22 protein-coding genes are annotated in these 22,650 nt (G+C 61.4%); 13 read left to right on the forward strand and 9 right to left on the reverse strand.

Annotated elements, in window-relative coordinates; all coding sequences use genetic code 11:
- Positions 1–200: 200 nt before the first annotated feature.
- Positions 201–1,106: a LysR family transcriptional regulator gene (locus ACW9UO_RS11910; RefSeq protein ID WP_457086022.1), complete on the forward strand. Its 906-nt coding sequence runs from the start codon at positions 201–203 to the stop codon at positions 1,104–1,106.
- 75 nt (positions 1,107–1,181) lie between these two features.
- On the opposite strand, the gene ACW9UO_RS11915 is transcribed toward ACW9UO_RS11910, so the two are convergent.
- Positions 1,182–1,559 (reverse strand): HIT domain-containing protein, encoded by a 378-nt coding sequence (locus ACW9UO_RS11915; RefSeq protein ID WP_457086023.1) that lies wholly within the window; start codon positions 1,557–1,559, stop codon positions 1,182–1,184.
- A 9-nt stretch (positions 1,560–1,568) separates the two neighbouring features.
- The gene (locus ACW9UO_RS11920) at positions 1,569–3,146 is read right to left on the reverse strand and encodes a DUF5928 domain-containing protein (protein ID WP_457086024.1); all 1,578 of its coding nucleotides are present in this window, start codon (positions 3,144–3,146) and stop codon (positions 1,569–1,571) included.
- Between the two features lie 142 nt (positions 3,147–3,288).
- On the opposite strand from ACW9UO_RS11920, the gene ACW9UO_RS11925 reads away from it, so the two are divergent.
- Both ACW9UO_RS11925 and ACW9UO_RS11930 read left to right on the forward strand, forming a co-directional pair.
- On the forward strand, positions 3,289–4,107 hold the full coding sequence (locus ACW9UO_RS11925) for a sulfotransferase family protein (protein WP_457086025.1): 819 nt from the start codon (positions 3,289–3,291) through the stop codon (positions 4,105–4,107).
- A gap of 214 nt (positions 4,108–4,321) precedes the next feature.
- Positions 4,322–4,867, forward strand: a complete 546-nt coding sequence (locus tag ACW9UO_RS11930) for a hypothetical protein (RefSeq protein ID WP_457086026.1) — start codon at positions 4,322–4,324, stop codon at positions 4,865–4,867.
- A 21-nt stretch (positions 4,868–4,888) separates the two neighbouring features.
- Here ACW9UO_RS11930 and ACW9UO_RS11935 read toward each other — a convergent pair whose 3' ends face one another.
- Entirely contained in the window at positions 4,889–5,884 is a 996-nt protein-coding gene (locus ACW9UO_RS11935; RefSeq protein WP_457086027.1) for an adenosine kinase, read from the reverse strand.
- On the reverse strand, positions 5,881–6,525 hold the full coding sequence (gene nth, locus ACW9UO_RS11940) for an endonuclease III (protein WP_457086028.1): 645 nt from the start codon (positions 6,523–6,525) through the stop codon (positions 5,881–5,883). The genes ACW9UO_RS11935 and nth overlap by 4 nt, the downstream gene beginning before the upstream one ends.
- A 91-nt stretch (positions 6,526–6,616) precedes the next feature.
- On the opposite strand from nth, the gene ACW9UO_RS11945 reads away from it, so the two are divergent.
- The 4 genes from ACW9UO_RS11945 (at position 6,617) to ACW9UO_RS11960 (ending at position 9,499) form a co-directional block, all read left to right on the forward strand.
- Positions 6,617–7,456 carry a methylated-DNA--[protein]-cysteine S-methyltransferase gene (locus tag ACW9UO_RS11945; protein ID WP_457086029.1) on the forward strand — a complete coding sequence of 280 codons (840 nt, stop codon included), beginning with the start codon at positions 6,617–6,619 and terminating at the stop codon, positions 7,454–7,456.
- 212 nt (positions 7,457–7,668) lie between these two features.
- Positions 7,669–8,322: an OmpA family protein gene (locus ACW9UO_RS11950; RefSeq protein ID WP_457086030.1), complete on the forward strand. Its 654-nt coding sequence runs from the start codon at positions 7,669–7,671 to the stop codon at positions 8,320–8,322.
- Positions 8,323–8,465: 143 nt separating this feature from the next.
- Positions 8,466–9,005, forward strand: coding sequence for an NADPH-dependent FMN reductase (locus ACW9UO_RS11955; RefSeq protein WP_457086031.1), 540 nt, complete (start codon positions 8,466–8,468; stop codon positions 9,003–9,005).
- 62 nt (positions 9,006–9,067) lie between these two features.
- Entirely contained in the window at positions 9,068–9,499 is a 432-nt protein-coding gene (locus ACW9UO_RS11960) for a DUF1330 domain-containing protein (protein WP_457086032.1), read from the forward strand.
- Positions 9,500–9,607: 108 nt separating this feature from the next.
- Here the strand turns inward: ACW9UO_RS11960 and ACW9UO_RS11965 are convergent, their stop codons facing one another.
- Positions 9,608–11,119 carry a DUF2125 domain-containing protein gene (locus ACW9UO_RS11965; RefSeq protein ID WP_457086033.1) on the reverse strand — a complete coding sequence of 504 codons (1,512 nt, stop codon included), beginning with the start codon at positions 11,117–11,119 and terminating at the stop codon, positions 9,608–9,610.
- Between the two features lie 163 nt (positions 11,120–11,282).
- Between ACW9UO_RS11965 and ACW9UO_RS11970 the strand changes: the two genes are divergently transcribed.
- Together ACW9UO_RS11970 and ACW9UO_RS11975 are read left to right on the forward strand one after the other, a co-directional pair.
- The gene (locus ACW9UO_RS11970) at positions 11,283–12,041 is read left to right on the forward strand and encodes an SDR family oxidoreductase (protein WP_457086034.1); all 759 of its coding nucleotides are present in this window, start codon (positions 11,283–11,285) and stop codon (positions 12,039–12,041) included.
- Positions 12,038–12,652, forward strand: coding sequence for an enoyl-CoA hydratase/isomerase family protein (locus ACW9UO_RS11975; RefSeq protein ID WP_457086035.1), 615 nt, complete (start codon positions 12,038–12,040; stop codon positions 12,650–12,652). Before ACW9UO_RS11970 ends, ACW9UO_RS11975 begins: the two co-directional genes overlap by 4 nt.
- Before the next feature lie 90 nt (positions 12,653–12,742).
- Here the strand turns inward: ACW9UO_RS11975 and tuf are convergent, their stop codons facing one another.
- Together tuf and ACW9UO_RS11985 are read right to left on the reverse strand one after the other, a co-directional pair.
- Positions 12,743–13,918 carry an elongation factor Tu gene (gene tuf, locus ACW9UO_RS11980; protein WP_457086036.1) on the reverse strand — a complete coding sequence of 392 codons (1,176 nt, stop codon included), beginning with the start codon at positions 13,916–13,918 and terminating at the stop codon, positions 12,743–12,745.
- A 90-nt stretch (positions 13,919–14,008) separates the two neighbouring features.
- A complete protein-coding gene (locus ACW9UO_RS11985; protein WP_457086037.1) occupies positions 14,009–14,614 on the reverse strand; it encodes a hypothetical protein in 606 nt (201 codons plus the stop codon).
- Between the two features lie 115 nt (positions 14,615–14,729).
- Here ACW9UO_RS11985 and ACW9UO_RS11990 point away from each other — a divergent pair, with 115 nt between their 5' ends.
- On the forward strand, positions 14,730–16,094 hold the full coding sequence (locus ACW9UO_RS11990; RefSeq protein ID WP_457086038.1) for a cytochrome P450: 1,365 nt from the start codon (positions 14,730–14,732) through the stop codon (positions 16,092–16,094).
- 42 nt (positions 16,095–16,136) lie between these two features.
- Here the strand turns inward: ACW9UO_RS11990 and pheT are convergent, their stop codons facing one another.
- Both pheT and ald read right to left on the reverse strand, forming a co-directional pair.
- Entirely contained in the window at positions 16,137–18,536 is a 2,400-nt protein-coding gene (gene pheT, locus ACW9UO_RS11995) for a phenylalanine--tRNA ligase subunit beta (RefSeq protein ID WP_457086039.1), read from the reverse strand.
- Positions 18,537–18,709: 173 nt separating this feature from the next.
- Positions 18,710–19,831, reverse strand: a complete 1,122-nt coding sequence (gene ald / locus ACW9UO_RS12000; protein ID WP_457086040.1) for an alanine dehydrogenase — start codon at positions 19,829–19,831, stop codon at positions 18,710–18,712.
- A gap of 153 nt (positions 19,832–19,984) precedes the next feature.
- On the opposite strand from ald, the gene ACW9UO_RS12005 reads away from it, so the two are divergent.
- The 3 genes from ACW9UO_RS12005 to ppk2 all read left to right on the forward strand — a co-directional run bounded on the left by ACW9UO_RS12005 (position 19,985) and on the right by ppk2 (position 22,604).
- On the forward strand, positions 19,985–20,443 hold the full coding sequence (locus tag ACW9UO_RS12005) for an Lrp/AsnC family transcriptional regulator (protein ID WP_457086041.1): 459 nt from the start codon (positions 19,985–19,987) through the stop codon (positions 20,441–20,443).
- 142 nt (positions 20,444–20,585) lie between these two features.
- Entirely contained in the window at positions 20,586–21,551 is a 966-nt protein-coding gene (locus ACW9UO_RS12010) for a Hint domain-containing protein (protein ID WP_457086042.1), read from the forward strand.
- Positions 21,552–21,689: 138 nt separating this feature from the next.
- On the forward strand, positions 21,690–22,604 hold the full coding sequence (ppk2, locus tag ACW9UO_RS12015) for a polyphosphate kinase 2 (RefSeq protein WP_457086043.1): 915 nt from the start codon (positions 21,690–21,692) through the stop codon (positions 22,602–22,604).
- Positions 22,605–22,650 lie beyond the last annotated feature (46 nt).

Below are 22,650 nucleotides of genomic sequence, written 5' to 3' on the forward strand. Positions count from 1 at the left end.
GCGTTGCGATTTGGCTTTGCCCGGGACGCTTCGGACTATTGGCGGGTGGGTGTTCTCGCGCGTGCGTTGTGATTTTTGCCTGTTTCCCGCTCTGCGACAGTTGGGTGTAAAACCCTGATATTGTCTGACCCCGGCCCCGGTTCTGCCTGATTTCAGAACGATGTTGGGCCTCGGGATGTCACTAATGCCGAGGAACAAGCATGGACCGTCTGACTGAAATGGAAGCCTTTGCCACTGTCGTAGACCAGGGCGGGTTTACCGATGCGGCCAAGAAGATGGGGATTTCGAAATCTGCCGTTTCGAAACATGTCTCATCGCTTGAGGCCCGGTTGGGTGCGCGTCTGCTGAACCGGACAACACGGCGGGTTAGCCCGACCGAAATCGGGCTTGCCTATTATGACCGTGCGCGCCGCGTGCTGAACGATGCGGGCGAGGCGGATGCGCTTGTCACCTCGATGCAATCGGCGCCTTCGGGGCTTTTGCGGATCTCGGTTGCGACTGATTTTGGCGTCAATCACATGTCGCCGATCCTGGGTGACTTTCTCAGCGAATTCCCAGACATCACCGTCAACATGGTGCTGAACAACCGCTATGTTGAGCTGATTTCGGAAGGGTTCGACATGGCCGTGCGCATCGGGGAGCTGGAGGACAGCACGCTGCGCGCCCGCAAACTGACCGAAACCACCAAGCGGATGATCGCCAGCCCGGGTTATTTCGAAAAATACGGCCGCCCGCAGCGGATTGACGATTTGAACGAACACAAGCTGCTGCATTATTCCAACCAATCCAGTGGCAACGTCTGGAAGGTTACGGCGCCGTCGGGCGAAAAGCGTCAGGTTCGGACCGCTGGCTGGCTGAGTGTGAATGATGGCCAGTCGCTGTTGAACGCGGCCGTGGCCGGGCTAGGTATCGCCTATCTGCCGTCGTTTCTGTACGCCGACGCGATGGACAAAGGGCTTGTCGAGGATGCGATCCCCGAGTTGCCGAGTGAGACGCAAGGGATCTATGCTGTGTACCCGCCGGGACGGTTTACCCAGCCCAAAGTACGCGCCTTTATTGATTTTCTGGTCCACGCCTTTGCCGACAAAGGCCCGACCGAGTGGTGATTTTCGAACCCCTGTAGTGAGTATGCCCCCGGTTTTTGCACCGGGGGTTTTTTATGTGTGACAGCGGCGCCGGGATCAGGCCGGTTGCAGCATCCGCCCAAGGCCGCGGCCGCCGAGAATGTGCACGTGCAGATGCGGCACCTCTTGCACACCGTCGCGGCCCGCATTGGCGATCAGGCGAAATCCATCGCCATCCTCGAGCGCAACGCCGCACATCTTGGCCACGGTGCCGACGCAGCGGATGTAGTCGACGATCTCCGCCTCGCTGGCGTGCAGCGCAAAATGGTCAAAGCTGACATAGGGCCCCTTGGGAATCACCAACACATGGGTTGGGGCCTGTGGGATGATGTCATTAAACGCGAGCGTGTGCTCGGTTTCATGAACGGTCTGGTTCGGGATCTCGCCACGCAGGATTTTGGCAAAGATATTCTGGTCGTCATAGGCGTAAGACATGCAGGGTCCTTAATCGGCAAACAGGTGATCGGTATGGGCGATTTCCATCGCGGTTTCCGGCGGGATTTGCAGGAAATCGGCAATCATGCGGGCATTGTGATCGGGGGTTTCCCACTCGCGCACCTGGCCGAAATGCGAAAATTCTGCGTCGCGAATGGTTTCGCTCTCAAACAGAACATCATTGCGAATCGTCGGCAGGAGGCGGCGCAGGGCGTCTGGCTTGGTGTGCTCACCGGCGAGCCCCACGCGCTTGGCATGGCCGACCAGATATTGGTCGGTGAAATTACACTGCACTTCCAGCATCCGGGTCATCGACCGATCGCCATAGAAATCCTGCATCAGGTCAACATTGGCGGGGTCGAGGCAGATGATCATCCGGTCGCTGTCGTAGTAATCAAACAGCATCCGCATCAGCGCGCGGCGGTGGCGGTGGCGTTTGTCCATCGAGGTTTGGATACCGCCCAGATCGGGAAGGGCGCAGGTTTCCTCGTTGAACAGATACTCCACCGCAGGAATATTCGTCAGCTGCTGGATTCGCGCGACCAATCGCTTGGCCACATGCCACTTTTTGCAGACCACGATAAGCATCTCGCGGTCGCGCCCCAGTGACCCTTCGTTTTCCCAGAACCGAGGGGCAAATCGCCGCCCTTCGCGGCCCCGCGCCGTCAGGAAGTGATAGAGGCTGCGGCCCTCGTTGGAAATCTGGAACTCGGCCCCATCCGAGGAATACAGCACGCCGAGCCGTCGCTTAAGCTCGCTGGCCTCGGGGCTGATTTTGCGGGCGAACAGGTAATCCTGGCTCAGCAAGAGGTCATAGTGATCGTTGTAGAAGTTGACCGGCATCCCATAATCGGAAAACAAAAGGAAGGTCAGCGTGCGGCACTGGATCTCGTCTTCCGGCACCAAGTGGCGCACCAGCGTCTGGAAAAACGTCTCATCCGGGATCCATGTGGTGCGGAAAAACCGCATCACGTCGCGGCGTTCGCGGGTGAAATTGAGGATCCATTCGATGGTGCGGCGGCGCAGACACCACCACTGGCTGCCGATCATGATCTGAAGGTCGTGCGGTATCTCACGCTGCAGCCCGAGCCGCTTTTGCAGGTTCATCGAGGCATAGAACATCGTCTTGTTCTCACGCTCATTGAAATAGTGGCGATAGGTCAGGCGCTCGGCCTGGATGCCGGTCTTGATCCAATCACTCTCGAAGAAATCGAAGCTTTCGATAAAGTCGGCCTCGTTTTCGTCAAGGAATTCATGGGTATACTCGGCCGACTTGATCGCCATGCAATCGCCCGACAGCATGTAGAAATGCGTGGCCTTGGGAAAAGCCTCGACAGCAGCCTCGGTCGCGAGCAGGGTCGCCTCGACCAAAGACCACTCACCCCAGCCGCATTTGATGCGCTTTTTGGCAAAGGCCACGCGGTCATTGTCGGCCAGCGCCTTGCGGATCTGATCATAGGCGGCCTTGGGTGCACGCGCGTCGAAGTGGATCGACATATAGTCGTCCTTCGCCGTAAGCCGCTGGGCCTGCTTGATAATGGCCTCGGGGTCTTTGTGGCACAGCAATATGAAGGCGATTTTTGCCATGTCGTTCGCGTGACTTCCCTCGATTTTCGCCCTAGGTAGCAGTTAAAGCTGAACTATCCTTGAATAAACAGGGTTTATTAGGAAAATCAAACCAGAGTATAGTCGCAGCAACGATAAAAACAGACTTGAGGAGGCAGCAACCATGGGCTTTCCCGGCACATGGATGACAGAGAGCGAGAGCGTGATTTACCGCGTGGTGCCGAAATGCGCCTGCTCGACCATCGGTCAGATCCTGTATTATTCCGATCACGGCGCGTTTTTCGACGGTGATATCCATGATGCGTCCGAGGGGCTTCACAAATGGGCCCGCGAGGAAAGCCAGCAGGTGATCAACGCCAATGTCCGGATGCATGCGGCTTATGCGTTCACCTGCGTGCGCAATCCCTACACGCGCATCCTGTCGTCGTTCTTTGACAAAATCTGCGGCATCCAGCGCAACGGCAACCGCTATCGCGGCAATCTGGTGCCGATGGTGATGCAGAAATACGGTGTCGATGTGGGGGGCGATGACGGCAAAGGCGAGTTCGACCAGATCGCCAGCTTCCGCCGCTTTCTGTTGTTCGCGCGCGACACCATCAAGTTTCGCAAGCCGATGGACCCGGATATCCACTGGTCAGCGACCTCTGGCCATGTGTCGACCTTCATCTGCAACGGCGGCAAATATGACAAGATCGTCTGGACCGAGAAGTTCAACGAAGGCATGGCCGAAGTGCTCGGCGCAATCGAGACGCCGCATCAGGTGAACATCGAGCAAATCCCCCGGTTTAACGAAAGCGAGGGTCACGGCCCCAAGCGGCTGCACCCGGTCGAGGATTACTTTGACGACCTGTCGATGCACCTGGTCTACGAAATGTACAAACGCGATTTCGAGGTGTTCAAATACGATTTCGAGAACCCGGCCAACAAACTGCCGGTGGGCGAGATTGATCTCGAGGAGGTGCACGCCAAGCTAGGCGAGTGACCAAGGCCACCTGACATCGCCGTTCCGACGTGTCTGTGATATTATTGCAGCACGTCGGAACAGGCGCGATAATTTGCTTAAACTGTTAAATATGCTTGGTATTATACCCCATCGGCCGCTCGGATTTGACGGCCAGTTGTGATTTTTTAATCAGTGTTTGGATACAGGTTTGGTTCAGGAAATTCTCGGCGATTTCGTTCGGTATTGCCATCTTTTGTCTGTTGCGATCGGTTTGGGCGTCGCGTTTACCGCAGATTTCATTGTGCTGTCTCATCTGCGAAGCCGCACCACCCCCCGCGATCACGCCACGCTTGAGACCTGTCACAGCGTCGTCACGCTTGCGCTTGTCGGAATGTGGGCGTCCGGTTTGGCGCTGATCTACCTGCGCACCGGGTTTGTCTGGGCCGAATTCTCGCCTAAACTTCTGGTAAAGCTGTTGGTGGTTGCGGTGCTGACCTTCAACGCCGTGCTGATCGGCCGCTATGCCCTGCCGATGTTTCGCACCGCAGGCGCGCGGGGGATCTGGGCGCTTGGCGCAGGGCAACGCAACGCTGCTGTGGTGATCGGTGGCGTGTCTACGGCAAGCTGGCTGTTCGCGCTTGCGCTTGGCTCGAGCAAGTTCCTCGCCACCAGTTCGGCCACGGTGTTTTTGTGCCTGCTGCCGTTGGTGTACGGGACCGCCATTTTGACGGCGATCTCCGCTGTTTCTCTGCTGCGGGTCAGGGTGAAGCCGGTGATCGACCCACCCGCCCCAGCCTGACGACCTATCCTGCCTGACGGCTTAGACTGTCGCCAGCCCCGCCGCCTCGAACACTTCCTGCAAGTCGCCCTCGGCGCGCGGCCCCACATGTCGGATCACTTCGCCCGCCACGGTACAGCCCATGCGCCCGCAGATCTCCATATCGCGGCCCGTCGCCAGCCCATACAGGAACCCGGCGGCAAAGCCATCGCCCGCGCCGGTTGCATCGACAGGCACGATCCGCTGCACGCCAACGTCGGTGCGCACACCGTCCGCCACAATCGTCACCCCGTCGCCCGACCGGGTGCAGGCCACCAGCGAACAGATCTCTGCCACCTTGGCCAAAGCCGCTTCGGTATCGTCGGTTTCATACAGCGAGCGAATCTCGGCCTCATTGCCGATCACATAGTCCAGCTCATTCTCAATCAGGTCGAGGAAATCCGCCCGGTGCCGTTCCACACAGAACGGGTCCGAGATCGCAATCCCGGCCTTGCCGCCCGCGGCGCTACAGGCGCGCGCCATGCGGGTGAAGGCCTCTTTGCCCTTGTCCTTGTCAAACAGATAGCCTTCGAGAAACACGATCTCGGCATTGGCCGCCACCGCTTCGTCCACGTCGTCCGGGCCGAGTTCGGCAGAAATCCCGAGGTAGGTGTTCATCGACCGCTCGCCATCGGGCGACACGATGATCATGCTGCGCGAGGTCGGCAATTCGCCCCCCGCCACTGGCGGATTGACAAAGGCCGTGCCGACATCCGTCATCGCCTTGGCATAAAACCGCCCCAGCGCATCGTCATGCACCCGGCCAACAAACGCGGTGCGCAGACCCAGATTGCCCGCCCCGGCGATGGTATTGGCAACCGAACCGCCCGCCGCCTGCTTGCGCTCACCCATCGCGCCATACAGCAGCTCGGCCCGCTCACGCTCGATCAGCTGCATGATGCCTTTTTCGATGCCCATATGACCGAGAAAGCTGTCATCGGCTTGGGTGATCACATCGACGACGGCGTTGCCGATGCCGACAAGCTGATAGGTTTTCATAGGTTCTTGTCCTCAAACATACAGAGATCGCGGATCAGGCAGGTGCCGCATTGCGGCTTGCGGGCCTTGCAGTGATAGCGGCCATGCAGGATCAGCCAGTGATGCGCGTGTTGCTGGAAATCCACCGGGATATTGTCCTCGATGGCGCGTTCGACAGCGTCAACATCCTTGCCGGGGCAAATGCCCGACCGGTTGCCGACGCGAAAGATATGGGTGTCCACGGCCTGTGCCGGGTACTGCCACCACATGTTCAAAACCACATTCGCCGTTTTGCGCCCGACACCGGGGAGCGAGATCAGGGCGGCGCGGCTGTTGGGCACTTCGCCGCCATAGTCGTCGACAAGGATGCGGCTCAGCTTGATGACGTTCTTGGCCTTGTTGCGATACAGCCCGATGGTCTTGATATGCTCGGTCACCGCCTCTTCGCCCAGCGCCAGCATCTTTTCCGGCGTGTCGGCGATGCGGAACAGCTCTTTGGTCGCCTTGTTGACGCCCGCATCGGTGGCCTGCGCCGAAAGCGCGACAGCCACCACCAGCGTATAGGCGTTCACATGGTCAAGCTCGCCCTTGGGCGCGGCGTCGGCCTGCTCAAAGCGGGTAAAGATCTCGCGGATCGTGTGATAATCAAGCTGTTTTGCCATGCGCGCTCTATGGCGCAGTGCAGGGATAAGCGCAACATTCGGGTCGCGGGGGCGCGCGTGTCGCCCTAGATTGAGGCAAAGGAGTTGCCCCATGACCATGCAGGACACCGGCTATCATTACCAGGTGATGCGCCGCGCCATTGATGTGATCGACGCCAGTGAAACGCCCCTGACGCTTGAGGCGCTGGCGGGCGAGATGAACATGTCGCCGGCGCATTTCCAGCGGGTGTTCTCGAAATGGGTCGGGGTGTCGCCGAAACGCTATCAGCAATACCTGACGCTCGGCCACGCCAAGGCGCTGCTGCGCGACCGGTTCACCACGCTGGCGGCGGCGGATGGCGCGGGGCTGTCGGGGGGCGGGCGGCTGCACGATCTGTTCCTGCGCTGGGAGGCGATGAGCCCCGGCGATTATGCCGAAGGCGGGGCAGGGCTGACGATCTATCAGGGCTGGTTCGACAGCCCCTTCGGCCGCGCTTTGGTGATGGGCACGGATAGGGGCATTTGCGGCTTGGGGTTCGCGGCCGAGATGGGCGAAGCCGCTTGCATTGAGGATCTGGTCCGCCGCTGGCCCAAAGCCACATTTCAGGACGCGCCGGATCGGCTTGCCCCGTGGGTCATGGCCGCCTTTGGCGAGGTGGCGGGCGCGGAGGCGCCGCTCTACCTCATCGGTGCGCCGTTCCAGATAAAGGTCTGGGAGGCGCTGCTGGCGATCCCCTCGGGCCATGTCACCACCTATTCCGAGATCGCCCAGAGCATCGGCAATCCCAAAGCGGTGCGCGCTGTCGGAACCGCCGTCGGGCGCAACCCGGTGTCCTGGCTGATCCCCTGCCACCGCGCGCTGCGCAAATCCGGCGCGCTGGGCGGCTATCACTGGGGTCTGCCGGTCAAACGCGCCCTGCTGGCCTACGAATCCGCCCGCAAAGACGCCTGACTCCGGCTTCTTCTGTTCATAAATACCTCGGGGGAGGCGCGGCTTGCCGCGTCGGGGGCAGAGCCCCCAAGGCCAACACCTGCGCCTGCCCCCACGCAAGCGGCAAGCTTCCGCCGATTCTCTCTTGCACGAAGAAGTGAGGGGCAGCAGGATCGCGCACAGTGTAAAGCACGCGCGGCGCGCAATCGCGCGGAACTGAGAGGCAAACGAATATGACTTTCCTGAGCAAACCCATTCTGCTGGCGTCCGCTGCGGCGTTTTCGCTGGCGGCCTGTACCACCGAAGGCCCCAACCAGAACCAAAAAGCCCGCCAGGGCGCGGTAATCGGCGGTCTGGCCGGTGCGGCGGCAGGCGTCCTTGCCGGCGGCAACGAAGTTGAGAAACGCAATCGCATCATCGGCGGTGCCATTGTTGGTGCCGGCGCGGGCGCAGTGATCGGCAACCGTCTCGACCAGCAGGAAGAAGACCTGCGCCAGTCGATGACCAACGGCACCATCACCAACACCGGTGACCGCCTGATCGTCTCGCTGCCCAACGACATCCTGTTTGCGGTCGATGACGCCTCTGTGCGCCCCGATCTGCAACGCGATCTGCGGGCGCTGGCCAGCAACCTGCAGGCCTATCCGAACTCGACCATCCAGGTCATCGGGCACACCGACAGCGATGGCGACGCGGCCTACAACCAAGGTCTCTCCGAGCGGCGCGCCCGCTCTGTTGCGGGCGTGCTGATCTCGTCGGGCGTGGCCGGCAGCCGGATCCAGACCCTCGGTCGCGGCGAAAGCCAGCCGATCGCGGACAACCTGACCTCTGCGGGCAAAGCCAAGAACCGTCGGGTCGAAGTTGTGATCCTGCCCAACGCATCCTGATCTGACAGCCGTTTGATGTTGATATGCCCCGGTCCGCGCACACACGCGGGCCGGGGTTTGCTTTGCCGAGGTTCGCTGTGCCTGCGGCTTGCTTCTGGATGGCTTTGCAATAGGTCTGCAAGGAACCGCAGGGAGACATACTGATGACATTGAACCTTCTGGGCCTGTCCGGGTCGCTCCGCAAGGAGTTGACCAACACCAAGCTGATCCGCGAAGCCGCCCGCGTGTTTGGCCCGGCCGACTTCGTCGAAGCTGACCTGCGCCTGCCGCTCTACGATGGCGACCTTGAGGACAGCGCGGGCATTCCCCCTGAGGTGCAGCGCCTTGCCGACCAGATTGCAGATGCGGATGCGGTGGTGATTTCCGGGCCAGAGTACAACAAAGGCATCTCCGGCGTGTTGAAAAACGCGCTGGATTGGGTCAGCCGCACCGAGGGCACGCCTTGGGTCGACAAGCCCGTCGCCATCATGTCTGCCGCCGCCGGGCGCGCAGGCGGAGAGCGGACGCAGACAATGCTGCGGGCCTGCATGATGGCGTTTCGGCCACGTATCCTGCAAGGGCCCGAGGTGCTTGTCGCGCAGGCGCGCCAGCAGTTTGATGACAGCGGGCGGCTGAAGGAAGAGCGCTACGTTAAAACCTTAAGCGACCTGATGGCGAAATTGCGCAGCGAGGTCGCAGGGTAGGGCGACTTGCCGCGCGCGCCTCGGTCGCCCAAAGTGCGCAGGTCTAACCACTGGGGGCCCGCATGACCGCATATATCGATCCCACCCGCGAAGATTTCGCCCGGTTCCGCGATTTGGACCGGGACGGCCCTGTGCATATGCTCAACCTTGTCCGGCTGCGCGCGCATGCCGCGTATCCCGACGGAACCGAGGCCACGGGCGCAGAGGCTTACCGTGCCTATGCGCGGGAGAGCGGCCCGGTCTATCAAAGGCTCGGCGGGCGTCAGGTTTGGATCGGAACGCCGGAACTGACGCTGATCGGCCCGGCGGACGAGCGCTGGGATCTGGCCTTTATCGCGGAATATCCGTCCGGTGCGGCCTTTGTCGCCATGCTGCGCGACCCCGAGTACCGGCAAGCGGTGCGTCACCGTCAGGCCGCGGTGGCCGATTCTCGACTGATCCGGATGCAGCCGGGCCTCCCCGGTGCGCATTTTGGCGAAACCGCCGAGGCGTGAACGGGCCTGATCCATTATGGATCAGTACTGATCCATAATGGATCAGGCACCGCAAAAGCCAAAGGGCGCACCCTGTGGCACGCCCTTCCGTTGTCGCTTGGGTCCGCGTTACTGAATACGCTGACCATTGGCCAAAATATGGCCCTGCTCGTTGATTTCGATATTGGATTTCACCTGATCGTCGCCGGTGGCCACCGAGAACATGCCCATCATCATCCGTGCGCCCATCGCCTGCTCCTCGGGCACGAGGCCCATGCCGATCAGTTTGTCGATCAGGGCATTCGCCCCGCTCAACTCAGCTTCCAATTCGCCCTGCGGACGTGGAAGGCCACCGAAGCTCTGCAAATCGCTATTGTCGAAGGTAAAGCTGCCGAACCCGGTCAGGACGGCCCCCACGGCATCGACAACCAACTCGTTCAGCGACACGGAATGAAGCTCGGCTGGCATGTCCGACATCGCCATCTGCTCGGCCTGTTCCGGGTCAAACAGGTCATACAGCATCCGCACCTTGCCGCTGACGTCAAACTTCACCGTGGCCGGATCGCGCGGCAGTTGCCCGCCCGGATCGATCATGCCCCAGATGATGTCGGTCATTACAAAATCGGTGAGGTTGAGCCCGACTGCCATATCCTGCGGCGCGTCGGATTTTGCCACCGGCACCGTGAAATGCGCGCCCATCTCTGCCGCGCTCATGGTCACGGGAAACGGGATGTCGCCGCCCTGAACCTGCATCTCATAGCCGGTCACACCCACGTCATAGCTCCAGACCTGCGGACTCAGCACCATGTCGAACTGGCCGCCGGTCGAAGCAGAGGAAAAGCTCACCGCCTCACCGCTTTCAACAAAGTTGAACTGGGTGCTGCCGCCGGTGTAGGTCATCGCGCCTTCCACATTCATCGCGGCCAAAAGCGCCATCGGGTCCTCCGCATCAATCTCAAGCGGCAGAACACCGGCCCCGCTGTAAGACACACCATCAAGGCCACCCTTCATCACCAGCGTATTCGCCGGCGTGTCGGGGTCGCGCGCGGAAATGTCATAGCGCAGGGTCTCGATCGCGATTTCTTGCGACACTTCCCGCATCTCTGCGGTGGTCATTGCGGACGACCCGCTGATGCCATCCATCACAATCTCACCGCGCGCCACCTCGGGGGGGATGCTCTGGCCGTCTGCGACCACGTCACTGAGCGATACCCGCGATGTGGTGGCACCGTAGTCCCAACGGGTGTCACCCGGATCGCCCGATACAGTCATGGCAAGGTCTGTGGTCTCATACAGCAGCGTCACCACCACCGCTTTGCCCTCGGCATCGACACTGAAGGTGACCGGCATCGAGGCAGGCCAGGCCACGTCAACCGCCCCGCCATCGGCGGTAAAGGTCATCTCGGGCATGCCCATCGTTATGGTCGTCTGTTCTTCGGGGATCGGGATGGTCAGAATGATGTCCGACACGGTGAGCGCGTCATCGGATCCGGTTTCGGTGGCAGACACCTCATAGCCATAGCCTTCGATATATCCGGTGAAATCGGCCCAGACCTGGGCAGGCGTGACATCGGCTGCGGCGGACTGCGCCACCAGGAGGGCCAACGCGCTGGTGCTGGTTAATTTAGTATATGAGTACATAATAAATGCGCCTTTCTTTGAATGACATGCCGCAGCATGCTCTTGCGGGCTGGAAGAGGTCAAGGGGAGGAAACCCCAAGGTAAGGCATTCCACCAGTTCTGGACCTGCCTTGGAGGACGGGCTACCACATGGCCCGATGGCAACCATTTGCAAGGGAAACCCATGCCGGATTTCATGAGTGGAAAATGTGTGATGATCACCGGGGCGAGCCGGGGCATCGGCGCGGCGGCGGCGCGCGGATTTGCGCGGGCCGGGGCCAATGTGGTGCTTGTCGCCCGCAGCGAAGAAAGCGTGGCCGAGCTGGCCGGAGAGATCGGCCCCAAGGCGCTTGCCGTGCCGTGCGATGTGTCCCGGTTCTGGGAGGTTGAGGCGGCAGTGCGCGCCGCGGTCGAGGCTTTTGGGCGGCTGGATGTGCTGATTGGCAACGCCGGGGTGATCGAGCCGATCTCGCTTTTGGCGACTTCCGATCCTGAGGGTTGGGGCCATGCCATCGACGTCAATCTCAAGGGGGTTTATCACGGCATGCGCGCGGCGATGCCGGTGATGATGGCGCAGGGCGGCGGCACGATCCTGACGATCTCGTCCGGGGCCGCACATGGCCCTGTCGAGGCCTGGAGCGCCTATTGCGCCTCCAAGGCCGGGGCGGCGATGCTGACCCGCTCTGCCGATCATGAGGGCCGCGCCCAAGGCATTCGCGCGATGGGCCTGTCGCCGGGCACGGTGGCCACCGACATGCAGCGCGAGATCAAGACCAGCGGCATCAACCCGGTGAGCCAGCTGGACTGGTCCGATCACATCCCGCCGGAGTGGGTGTCAGAGGCGCTGCTGTGGATGGCTGGCCCCGAGGGCGATGCACATCTGGGCGAAGAGTTGTCTTTGCGCGATGAAGGCTGGCGGCGGACGTTGGGCCTTGTGACATGATCGAGCTGAGCCGCGACGTCGGGCTGTGGGTGGCAACGATCAACCGCCCCGATAAGGCCAATTCGCTGACGCCTGACATGCTGGAGCATTTGGTCGAGATTGCGATAGGCGCCCGCGAGGCGCAGGTTTTCGTGCTGACCGGTGTCGGCAAGGTGTTTTCCGCCGGTGCCGATCTGGACGCGGCCAAGGCGGGCCTGGCCACTTCGGACGTGTGGGAGCGGCTGTCATCGGCGATTGCCGCGCTGCCCGGCCTGACCATTGCGGCGCTGAACGGCACGCTGGCGGGCGGGGCCTTTGGCATGGCGCTGGCCTGCGACATGCGGATTGCGGTGCCGGAGGCGAGGTTCTTCTATCCGGTGATGAAGCTCGGCTATCTGCCGCAACCCTCTGATCCTGGTCGTCTGGCGGCGCTGGTTGGCCCGGCGCGGGCCAAGCTGGTGCTGATGGGCGGGGCCAAGCTGACCGCTGACGAGGCGCTGCGCTTTGGTCTGGTTGAGCGGTTGGTGGCGCGCGAAGACCTGATGGACACGGTACAGGCGCTGGCGGCGGATACGCTGGCCGCCCGGCCCGAGATCGCACGCGGGATCAAGGCGCTGTGCTGCCCCGGCTAAGTCAGTCACAAACGGCGTCAGCCACGAAAAAAGGGCCGGTCACATCGACCGGCCCTTTCAATTTGGACAGCTTGATCAATCCCGAAAGGATTAATCGAGAACTTTGGACACCACGCCGGAACCGACGGTGCGGCCACCTTCGCGGATCGCGAAGCGCAGGCCTTGTTCCATGGCGATCGGCGCAATCAGTTCAACTTCGAACTTCAGGTTGTCGCCGGGCATGACCATTTCCGTACCCTCGGGCAGGTTCACGGTGCCGGTCACGTCTGTGGTCCGGAAGTAGAACTGCGGGCGGTAGTTGGCGAAGAACGGCGTGTGACGGCCACCCTCGTCTTTGGTCAGGATATAGGCTTCCGCTTCGAATTTGGTGTGCGGGTTAACCGACTTCGGCTTGCAGAGAACCTGCCCACGCTCAACACCTTCACGGTCGATACCGCGCAGAAGAACACCAACGTTGTCGCCAGCTTCACCGCGATCAAGCAGCTTGCGGAACATTTCAACACCGGTACAGGTGGTTTTCTTGGTGTCTTTGATGCCGACGATTTCGATTTCGTCGCCAACGTTGATCACACCGCGTTCGATACGACCGGTCACAACCGTACCACGACCCGAGATCGAGAACACGTCTTCGATCGGCATCAGGAACGGCTCGTCAACCGCGCGCGGCGGCTGCGGGATGTACGCGTCAACAGCGGCCATCAGCTCTTTGATTTTCTCTTCGCCGATTTCCGGATCGCGGCCTTCCATCGCCGCCAGTGCGGAACCCGCAACGATCGGGATGTCGTCGCCCGGGTAGTCATAGGCGCTCAGAAGCTCGCGAACTTCCATTTCGACCAGCTCGAGCAGCTCTTCATCGTCGACTTGGTCGACTTTGTTGAGGAAGACAACCATCGAGGGAATGCCAACCTGACGGCCAAGCAGGATGTGCTCGCGGGTCTGGGGCATCGGGCCGTCGGCCGCGTTCACAACCAGGATCGCGCCGTCCATCTGCGCGGCACCGGTGATCATGTTTTTCACATAGTCAGCGTGGCCGGGGCAGTCGACGTGGGCGTAGTGACGGTTCTCGGTTTCATACTCGACGTGTGCGGTCGAGATGGTGATGCCACGGGCTTTTTCTTCCGGCGCGCCATCGATCTGGTCGTAGGATCTGAAGTCACCAAAGTATTTGGTGATCGCTGCGGTCAGCGTAGTTTTGCCGTGGTCAACATGGCCGATGGTGCCGATGTTGCAATGCGGTTTGGTACGCGCAAACTTTTCCTTTGCCATGTCTTTTGGCGCCTCGTGCTATTGGGGGGCCGAAATTGGCCCGTTTCACATCGCGGGCGAGATATTGGTTCTGGCGAGAAAAATCAAGTATCAGTTGACTGGTTTGGCGTCCTTGTTGGACTTCTTGCCCTCGGCAGACTTTTCCACGCGGGCGTTGGGGGTAAACCAATCGTGGCGCTTTTGCTGCACGCCGAGCCAGACTTCCAGCTGTTTGGTGCCCTTGATCACAAGGTTATCAAGCTGTTCCTCGGCGGTCTGCGTCAGGCCCGATCCGGCGAATGTCTCGGCCGAGGGGGCCTCGAGCACGGTGATTTCGTGCGGCTCTTCGTTAAGCTTAACGCCTTTTACATCGTCCCAGACGGTGACGCGGAAGATCAGCACCGATTTGGGTTGCAGCACCAGCGGCACGCCGACCTGCGCCAGCACATACCCCTCGATCGAGATGCCGAAATGGTAGAGCTTCTTGTCGTCGCCCTCATAGCGGCGGAAGCGGTCTTCGACCGCTTTGTCCATTGCCGCAACCCACTGTTCCTTTGAGGCTTCGCGCGACAGCGGACCTTTGACGAGGTTGGGCGCGATCACGATGGAATGCCCGAGTTTGAAGTCGCCCAGCGGTGCCGGTGGCTCATCAAGATCACGCCCATCCGAGCATGCGACAAGGGTGACAAGGGCAAGCAGAGCAATCAAAGCGCGCATCGGGCAAGGGTCCTTCGTTGGATCGTGCAAAAACCTAACTAGCGCACGGGGCAGGGCGGCGCAATTGCACGCGGCGGGCCGAAGGCTATATGGTGTGTCAGAAGGAGCACGCCTCATGCCCGACACCACCTTGCCGCAGCGCCTGCCAGTGCATGTCCCGTTGGGCACCCGGCCTTTGGGATTGTTTGCCAGCCTCTCGGCGGCGCGGCGCAACCTGTTGAGTATCATCCCGAAAATCGCCACGACCCAGCCGATGGTATCGGGGCGCACTGGGGTGCGTTGGCATATGGTGATGGATCCGGAGGCGATCCGGGCGATGCTGCTTGAGCGGCTGGAGGATTACCCCAAGTCCTTGGTGACCAAGAATCTTTTGCGCCCCGCGATTGGCGAATTGCTGTTTATCGCTGAGGGCGCACATTGGCGCTGGCAACGGCGGGCGGCGGCACCGGTGTTTTCGCATCGCAACGTTATGAACCTTGCGCCGATCATGTCGGCCGCGGCCGAACGCAGTTGCGCGCGGATTGCGGCGGCGGGGCCGAGGGCGGTCAATCTGGCGGATGAGATGGTCACCACTACCTTTGATGTGATCTCGGACGTGACCTTTTCCGGCGACAGCGTGTTTGATAAATCCGGCGTGCACCGGGCGATTGACGATTACATCGCGGCGGCGGGCAAGGTGTCTTTGTTCGATATGCTGGGCATGCCCGATTGGGTGCCGCGCCCCGGGCGGATGATGTCGGGCAAAGCCCTGCGGCAGATGAAATCGGTGGCCGACAGCGCCATTGACCGCCGTGCCGGGCGCGCACATGAGGGCGTGCCGGACCTGCTCGATCTGCTGCTTGCGGGCGAAGACCCCGAGACCAAGCGCAAGATGAGCGTGCCAGAGCTGCGCGACAATCTGCTGACTTTCATCGTGGCGGGGCATGAAACCACGGCGCTGAGCCTCGCCTGGTCGCTTTACCTCTGTGCCTTTGATCAGGAGGTGCAAGACCGCGCGCGGGCCGAGGCGCAGTCGGTTTTGCAGGGGCGGGCTGCCGGTGGCGCAGATGTGGAAAAGCTGCCCTATATACGGCAGATCGTTGATGAGGCGATGCGGCTTTATCCGCCGGCGGGGATCGTTTCGCGGACGGCGCAAAAGGCGGACGAGCTTTGCGGGCGCGAGATCAGGCCGGGCGATACGGTGATGATCCCGATCTATGCGTTGCACCGCAACGGCCTGCTGTGGGATGACCCGGATGCCTTTCGGCCCGCGCGCTTTGCCGACCGCAAGGCGGTGCCGCGCTTTGCCTATCTGCCGTTTGGCGACGGGCCGCGCATCTGTATCGGCGCGAGTTTCGCCATTCAGGAAGCGGTGATCATCCTCGCAACGCTGCTGTCGCGGTTCCGATTTACCCAAGTGGCAGGGCGCGACCCCGAGCCGGTGATGATCATCACGGTGCGGCCCAACGGCGGTGTCTGGCTTGAGGCTGAGGCGCTTTAGCGCGGGCACGGTGGGGTTAGCCCACCGTGCCGGAGCTTTGATTTAGCCGCGCAAAACGCCGCCTGTCGCCTTGCTCACCTTTTCGACCACCTTGGCCGACACGGCTTCGATGTCTTTCTCGGTCAGCGTCTTGGCCGAAGGTTGCAGGCGCACGGTGATGGCCAGCGATTTCTTGCCCTCGCCCAGCGACCCGCCGATGAATTCGTCGAACACCCGCACTTCGGAAATCAGCGCCTTGTCGGCACCGCCGGCGGCATTCACCACGTCAAGCGCGGCGACATCCGCATCCAGCACAAAGGCGAAATCGCGTTCGACCGCTTGCAGGCCGTTCAATTCCAGCGCCGAGCGGGTGGCCCCGGTGTTGCGCGGCATCGGGATCGCTTCGGGCCAGAGGGTAAAGGCCATCGCCGGCCCTTTCACGTCCATCGCCTGCAGCACCTTGGGATGCAACTCGCCAAACACGCCCAGCACCTTTTTCGGCCCCAGACAGATCACGCCGTGGCGCCCCGGATGCCACCAGCCCGCGCCATCGCGGCGGATTTGCGCCTTGGCGGGCGCGCCCATCGCGGCCAGCACAGCCTCGGCATCGGCCTTGACGTCAAACACGTTGACCGGACGGGATGCGCAGTGCACATCCTTCGGCCCGGTGCGGCCAACCAGAAGGCCCGCCACCTGATTGCTCTGCTCGCCCGGCTCGCCACCCTGAAAGATGTGGCCCAGCTCGAACAGCGCCAGATCCATGAAGCCGCGCGCCTGATTGCGGGCCGCAGCCTGCAACAGACCGGGCAGCAGATCGGGGCGCATGTGGCTCATCTCTGACGAAATCGGGTTGGCCAGCTTGGTGGCATCCTCGCCACCGCCAAACAGCCCGGCCGAGGCCTCATCGATAAAGCTGTAGGTGACGCATTCGTTATAGCCCAGCGCTGCGGTGGTCCGCCGTGCGGCGGCCTCGCGTTTCTGCATCGGTGACAGGATCGGGCGCGGCACGCCTTCGCTAGGACGCGGCAGCGGCTTGGCTGGCAGTTTTGTCAGCGAGGTCACCCGCGCGACTTCCTCCACCAGATCAGCAGTGCCCAGCACATCCGGCCGCCACGATGGCACCTGCGCCATGCTGCCCTCTAACCGGAAGCCAAGCGAGGTCAGGATCTGGCGCTGCTCGCTCTCGTGAATGTCCAGCCCCACCAGCGATTGCAGCCGCTTGGGGTCAAGCTCATAGGCGCGCGCCACATTCGGCACCTCGCCCGCCACCACGATCGAAGACGCCTCGCCCCCGCAGAGATCGAGGATCATCTGCGTCGCGTCCTCCATCGCCTGCATGTTATAGGCCGGGTCGATGCCGCGTTCGTTGCGATAGCGCGCGTCGGAATTGATCTTGAGCGCACGGCCGGTCATGGCAATCTGGATGTGGTCCCAGACGGCGGCCTCAAGGAACACATTAACCGTCTCATCGGTACAGCCCGTCGCCAGCCCGCCCATGATGCCGCCAATGCTTTCGACACCGTTATCGTCAGAAATCACCACCTGACCGGCAGAGAAGGCATAGTCCTTCTCATCCAGCCCGGTAAAGCTCTCGCCGCCAGCCGCGCGGTGCACGCGCAACCCGCCCGACACCTTGTCAGCGTCAAAAACGTGCAGGGGGCGGTTGCGGTCATAGGTGAAGAAGTTGGTGATATCGACCAGCTTGGAAATCGGCCGCAGGCCAATGGCGCGCAGCCGGTCCTGAAGCCACGCGGGCGACGGCCCATTCTCAACATTGCGGATCAAACGCCCGGCAAAAACCTCGCAGCCGTCCTGGCGGGTGTCATCCTCAATCTGGATGCTGATCGGGCAGGGGAACTGGCTTTCCACATGGTGCCGCTCGGGCTGCTTCAAGGTGCCAAGCCCCCGCGCCGCCAGATCACGCGCCACACCGTGCACACCCAGCGCATCGGGGCGGTTCGGCGTGATCGCAATCTCGATCACCGGGTCGACCTTGGCGGGGTCATTCTCGGCCAGCCAATCAATGAACCGGTCGCCAACCTCACCAGAGGGCAGCTCGATGATACCCTCGTGCTCGTCCGACAGCTCCATCTCGCGCTCGGAACACATCATGCCATAGCTCTCGATGCCACGAATTTTGCCAACGCCGATGGTGATGTCGAGGCCGGGCACATAGACGCCGGGCTTGGCGATCACCACAGTGATGCCTTCGCGCGCATTCGGCGCGCCACAGATGATCTGGGTCTCGCCATCCGCGGTCGCCACCTGACAAACCTTCAGCTTGTCGGCGTCAGGGTGCTTTTCGGCGCTGACCACGTGGCCGATGGTAAAGGCCGCCAGCCGCTCCGCCGGGTTCGAGACCTCTTCAACCTCAAGCCCGAGGTCGGTGAGCGCATAGGTGATCTCGTCCACGGTTGCCGTGGTGTCGAGATGATCCTTAAGCCAGGACAGAGTGAATTTCATGTGCGTCGCTTCCGGTCAGTATAACGGTCTGGACCGGGGGATACCGCAAAGCCCCGACAGGGGAAAGGGCCAGCAGGGCAAAGGGCAGGCAGCGACGCGCCTCCAGGTCTTCTTCTGTTTAAAAATACCGCGGGGTCCGGGGCAGAGCCCCGAAACCCCCTCTCAACCCGCCGTTAGGCCACATCCAAAAGCGATGTCGGTGCCACCACGTCAATGCCCAACGCCGCGCCCACCGCGGCATAGGTCAACTGACCGGCATGCACGTTCAATCCGGCCAGCAGATGCGGATCGTCGGCACAGGCCTGCTTCCACCCTTTGTTGGCCAGCGCCAGCATGAACGGCATGGTCGCATTGCCCAAAGCGATGGTCGAGGTGCGCGCCACCGCGCCCGGCATATTGGCAACGCAGTAGTGCATGATGCCATCAACGTCATAGATCGGATCGGCATGGGTGGTGGCTTTCGAGGTCTCGAAGCAACCGCCCTGATCAATCGCCACATCCACCAGCGCCGCACCCGGCTTCATCTCGGACAGTTGCGCGCGGGAAATCAGCTTGGGGGCCGCCGCGCCGGGGATCAGCACCGCGCCGATCACCATATCAGCCTCACGCACCATTTCGATGGTGTTGCCAGCGCTGGCGTACATCGTCTTGAAGGACCCGCCAAAGACATCGTCAAGATAGCGCATCCGCGTCAGCGACCGGTCCATCACAGTGACATCCGCGCCCATCCCGGCGGCCACCCGTGCCGCATGGGTGCCAACAACACCGCCGCCAATCACCACGATCCGCGCGGGCAAAACACCGGGCACACCGCCCATCAGAACACCGCGCCCGCCATTGGCCTTTTGCAAGGTCCACGCCCCGACCTGCGGCGCAAGTTTGCCCGCCACTTCCGACATCGGGGCCAGCAAAGGCAGGCCGCCGCTGCGGTCGGTCACGGTCTCATAGGCAATCGCGGTACAGCCCGACGCCAGCAGATCGCGGGTCTGATCGGGGTCGGGCGCAAGGTGCAGATAGGTGAACAAAAGCTGGCCCTCGCGCAGCATCTTGCGCTCACCGGCCTGCGGCTCCTTGACTTTGACGATCATGTCGGCGGCGGCAAAGACCTCTTGCGCATCCCCGGCAATCTCGGCACCCGCGGCGATGTAGTCGGCGTCCTCAAACCCTGCGCCGATGCCCGCGCCGCTCTGGACGAGCACGCTATGGCCGTGGCCCACGGCCTCTTGCGCGGCATTGGGGGTGAGCCCGACGCGGAATTCCTGCGGTTTGATCTCGGTGGGGCATCCGATCTTCATCTGTCTGTGTCTCCTGCTGGTGTTTTATTGCTATTAGGAGGGGTATGGTCGTGCATAACAGGGCGCAGGTGTTTGACATTTTGCCTTGGCGTCGCCGGTATTTTCGACGATTATTCGATGATCTGGCAATTTAATCGATGAAATCTCTCATATATGCAGCTTGACCCGACAGACCGCCGAATCCTGACTGTTCTGCAAAAGAGCGGTCGCATGTCGAACGCTGATCTGGCGGAGCGGGTTAATCTCTCGGCTTCGGCCTGCCATCGGCGGGTGCAGCGGCTCGAAGACGAAGGCATCATCCGTAATTATGTCGCCATGCTTGACCCGCGCAAGCTGGGCCTGCCCTCCACCGTGTTTGTCGAGATCACGCTGTCGGGCCAGTCCGATGAAGTGCTTGAGGGCTTTGAAACCGCCGTGGCGCGCATTCCCAACGTGCTGGAATGCCACCTGATGGCCGGAACGGCGGATTACATCCTCAAGCTGGTGGTCGAGGATACCGACGATTTCGCGCGCATCCACCGGCAGTACCTTACCCGTCTGCCCGGCGTCACGCGGATGCAATCAAGCTTTGCCCTGCGCACGGTGTTCAAGACCACAGCGCTTCCGGTTTGATTCAAACCTGAGCTAATGCGCGTTTAGCATTAACCGCATTTTATAGTCCCTCTGCGCATTCTCTGCCCGAGCAGAGCGGTGTGGTGCGACGATGGTGTTAAGTGCGATTGATAATGAATTCATGGTCGCGACCGGCGACAACGTGAATAGTGACCCGGGTATTTCGACCTTTGATGAGCCGCCGCACAACTCGATAGATCTCGAAATAACGCCGCAAGCGGGCGATGCCGATCCGAACCTGTTCGAGCTCGATGAACTTTATGACCTTACCTATCAGTCGCCGTTGGGGCCGGTCATCATCAGCGATGCGAGGGTGATCCGAAGCGATTCCGTTGAATTTGGCACTGGCGGGGTCGTGGTGTTTGAGGGGCTCACCCAGGACGGCGAGCTTGTGCATGTGGTCTGGACGCCCCAATTCGATCTTGAGGGGTGGTATGCAGATACGGCGGCGCGTGGGGCGACGCCGCGCTTTTTCACCACCGATCAGCAATCCAGCTACAGCCACGGCGTTGTGTGTTTTGCGTCGGAAACGCGGATCGCGACTGTGGCGGGGGCCGTGCCGGCGGGCCAGGTGCGCATCGGGCAAAAGGTGGTGACGCTGGATGCGGGGCTTCGGCCGATCACTTGGATTGGCCGTCAGCGCATGTCGGGGCTGGGCAAAGCCGCGCCCGTGGTCTTTGCCCCCGGTGCCATCGGCAACGAACATGAATTGCGGCTCAGCCAACAGCACCGCGTGCTGGTGCGCACGCCCTTGGCCGAATTGATGTTCGGCGCGTCTGAAGTGCTGGCCCCGGCCAAGGCCTTGGTCAACGGGCGCGATATCCGCATCCTGCCGTGCCGTGACATCAGCTATGTTCACCTGCTGCTCGACAGTCATCAGATCCTGCGGGCCGAGGGGGCGCTGTGCGAAAGCCTGCTTCTTGGGGATGTCGCTTGCGATCTCATTTCCGTGCCTGCGGGGCTTGCATCGCGCACGACCCGCGTTCCGGCCCGCCGCATCCTGCGCTACCACGAAGCGATTGCGCTTGGGGGTGCAGACCTGGGTGGTGCAGACCTGGGAGCTGCGGCGTTGGCACCTGTTTTGCTGCCTGTACCGGCGCTGATTTAAGAAAATAGTCGTTCTGCCACGGCAGATTCCCCGCTAGATTTATCGCAACAGCGGGGATGCACGCCGTTTTTGCTCCCCTGACATCAAAGCGTTAAGCGCGGCGGTTAAAGACGCGCGAGCATAGAGCAGGAGCATGAGATGAGCACAGACGACGACCGCGCGCTGGATTGGCTGGAGGCCGAGCTTCAGGACACCTTTGACGAAGACATTGAGGTTGAGTTTTCCGAACCCATGCTCAGCCAGGAAATCCGCAAGATCTATAACCGCGAGCATCCGGATATGCTCGACCGGCGGGTGTATTTCCGCAATCTGCTGCGGCTTCAGGCCGAGCTGATACAGGTGCAGGATTGGGTGCAGCACACGGGTGCCAAAGTCTGTATTCTGTTTGAGGGCCGTGACAGCGCGGGCAAGGGTGGGGTGATCAAGCGGATCGCCCAGCGGCTTGATCCGCGGGTCGCGCGCGTTGTCGCGCTGCCTGCGCCCAACCGGCGCGAACAATCACAGTGGTTCTTTCAGCGCTATGTGCCGCATCTGCCGGCGGGCGGTGAAATCGTGATGTTTGATCGGTCTTGGTACAACCGCGCCGGGGTGGAGCGAGTGATGGGCTTTGCCAATGAGAGCCAGGTCGAACAGTTTTTCCAAGACGTTCCGGAATTTGAGCGGATGTTGGTGCGGTCTGGGGTGATCCTGTTGAAATACTGGTTCTCGATCACCGATCAGGAACAGCAATTGCGATTCCTGATGCGCATTCACGACCCGATGAAGCAGTGGAAGCTGTCGCCGATGGACCTCGAGAGCCGCATTCGCTGGGAGCAATATACCAAGGCCAAGGAAGAGATGTTTGCCCGCACCAATATCCCCGAGGCCCCGTGGTACATTGTCGAGGGCAACGACAAGAAGCGCGAGCGGCTGAATTGCATCGAGCATATCCTGTCGAAGATCCCCTATGAGGACGTGGTGTCGGAGAAGGTGACGCTGCCGGAGCGGGTGTATAACCCTGACTATGAGCGCCAGGTTCTGCCGGATGAGCTTTACGTGCCGAAGGTGTATTGAGGCGCGGACGGATTTGGGGGCTCTGCCCCCTGTCCCCCCGAGGTAT

It is taken from the genome of Marinovum sedimenti (assembly GCF_054052205.1).

Coding starts and splice junctions, on each gene's coding strand:
- ACW9UO_RS11990 (WP_457086038.1), top strand. CDS start 14,730: ATGCCCGACACCACCTTGCCGCAGCGCCTGCCAGTGCATGTCCCGTTG.
- ACW9UO_RS11945 (WP_457086029.1), top strand. CDS start 6,617: ATGACCATGCAGGACACCGGCTATCATTACCAGGTGATGCGCCGCGCC.
- ppk2 (WP_457086043.1), top strand. CDS start 21,690: ATGAGCACAGACGACGACCGCGCGCTGGATTGGCTGGAGGCCGAGCTT.
- nth (WP_457086028.1), bottom strand. CDS start 6,525: ATGGCAAAACAGCTTGATTATCACACGATCCGCGAGATCTTTACCCGC.
- ACW9UO_RS11955 (WP_457086031.1), top strand. CDS start 8,466: ATGACATTGAACCTTCTGGGCCTGTCCGGGTCGCTCCGCAAGGAGTTG.
- ald (WP_457086040.1), bottom strand. CDS start 19,831: ATGAAGATCGGATGCCCCACCGAGATCAAACCGCAGGAATTCCGCGTC.
- ACW9UO_RS11910 (WP_457086022.1), top strand. CDS start 201: ATGGACCGTCTGACTGAAATGGAAGCCTTTGCCACTGTCGTAGACCAG.
- ACW9UO_RS11935 (WP_457086027.1), bottom strand. CDS start 5,884: ATGAAAACCTATCAGCTTGTCGGCATCGGCAACGCCGTCGTCGATGTG.
- ACW9UO_RS11960 (WP_457086032.1), top strand. CDS start 9,068: ATGACCGCATATATCGATCCCACCCGCGAAGATTTCGCCCGGTTCCGC.
- ACW9UO_RS11965 (WP_457086033.1), bottom strand. CDS start 11,119: ATGTACTCATATACTAAATTAACCAGCACCAGCGCGTTGGCCCTCCTG.
- ACW9UO_RS11975 (WP_457086035.1), top strand. CDS start 12,038: ATGATCGAGCTGAGCCGCGACGTCGGGCTGTGGGTGGCAACGATCAAC.
- pheT (WP_457086039.1), bottom strand. CDS start 18,536: ATGAAATTCACTCTGTCCTGGCTTAAGGATCATCTCGACACCACGGCA.
- ACW9UO_RS11970 (WP_457086034.1), top strand. CDS start 11,283: ATGCCGGATTTCATGAGTGGAAAATGTGTGATGATCACCGGGGCGAGC.
- ACW9UO_RS12005 (WP_457086041.1), top strand. CDS start 19,985: ATGCAGCTTGACCCGACAGACCGCCGAATCCTGACTGTTCTGCAAAAG.
- ACW9UO_RS11985 (WP_457086037.1), bottom strand. CDS start 14,614: ATGCGCGCTTTGATTGCTCTGCTTGCCCTTGTCACCCTTGTCGCATGC.
- ACW9UO_RS11950 (WP_457086030.1), top strand. CDS start 7,669: ATGACTTTCCTGAGCAAACCCATTCTGCTGGCGTCCGCTGCGGCGTTT.
- tuf (WP_457086036.1), bottom strand. CDS start 13,918: ATGGCAAAGGAAAAGTTTGCGCGTACCAAACCGCATTGCAACATCGGC.
- ACW9UO_RS11915 (WP_457086023.1), bottom strand. CDS start 1,559: ATGTCTTACGCCTATGACGACCAGAATATCTTTGCCAAAATCCTGCGT.
- ACW9UO_RS11925 (WP_457086025.1), top strand. CDS start 3,289: ATGGGCTTTCCCGGCACATGGATGACAGAGAGCGAGAGCGTGATTTAC.
- ACW9UO_RS11920 (WP_457086024.1), bottom strand. CDS start 3,146: ATGGCAAAAATCGCCTTCATATTGCTGTGCCACAAAGACCCCGAGGCC.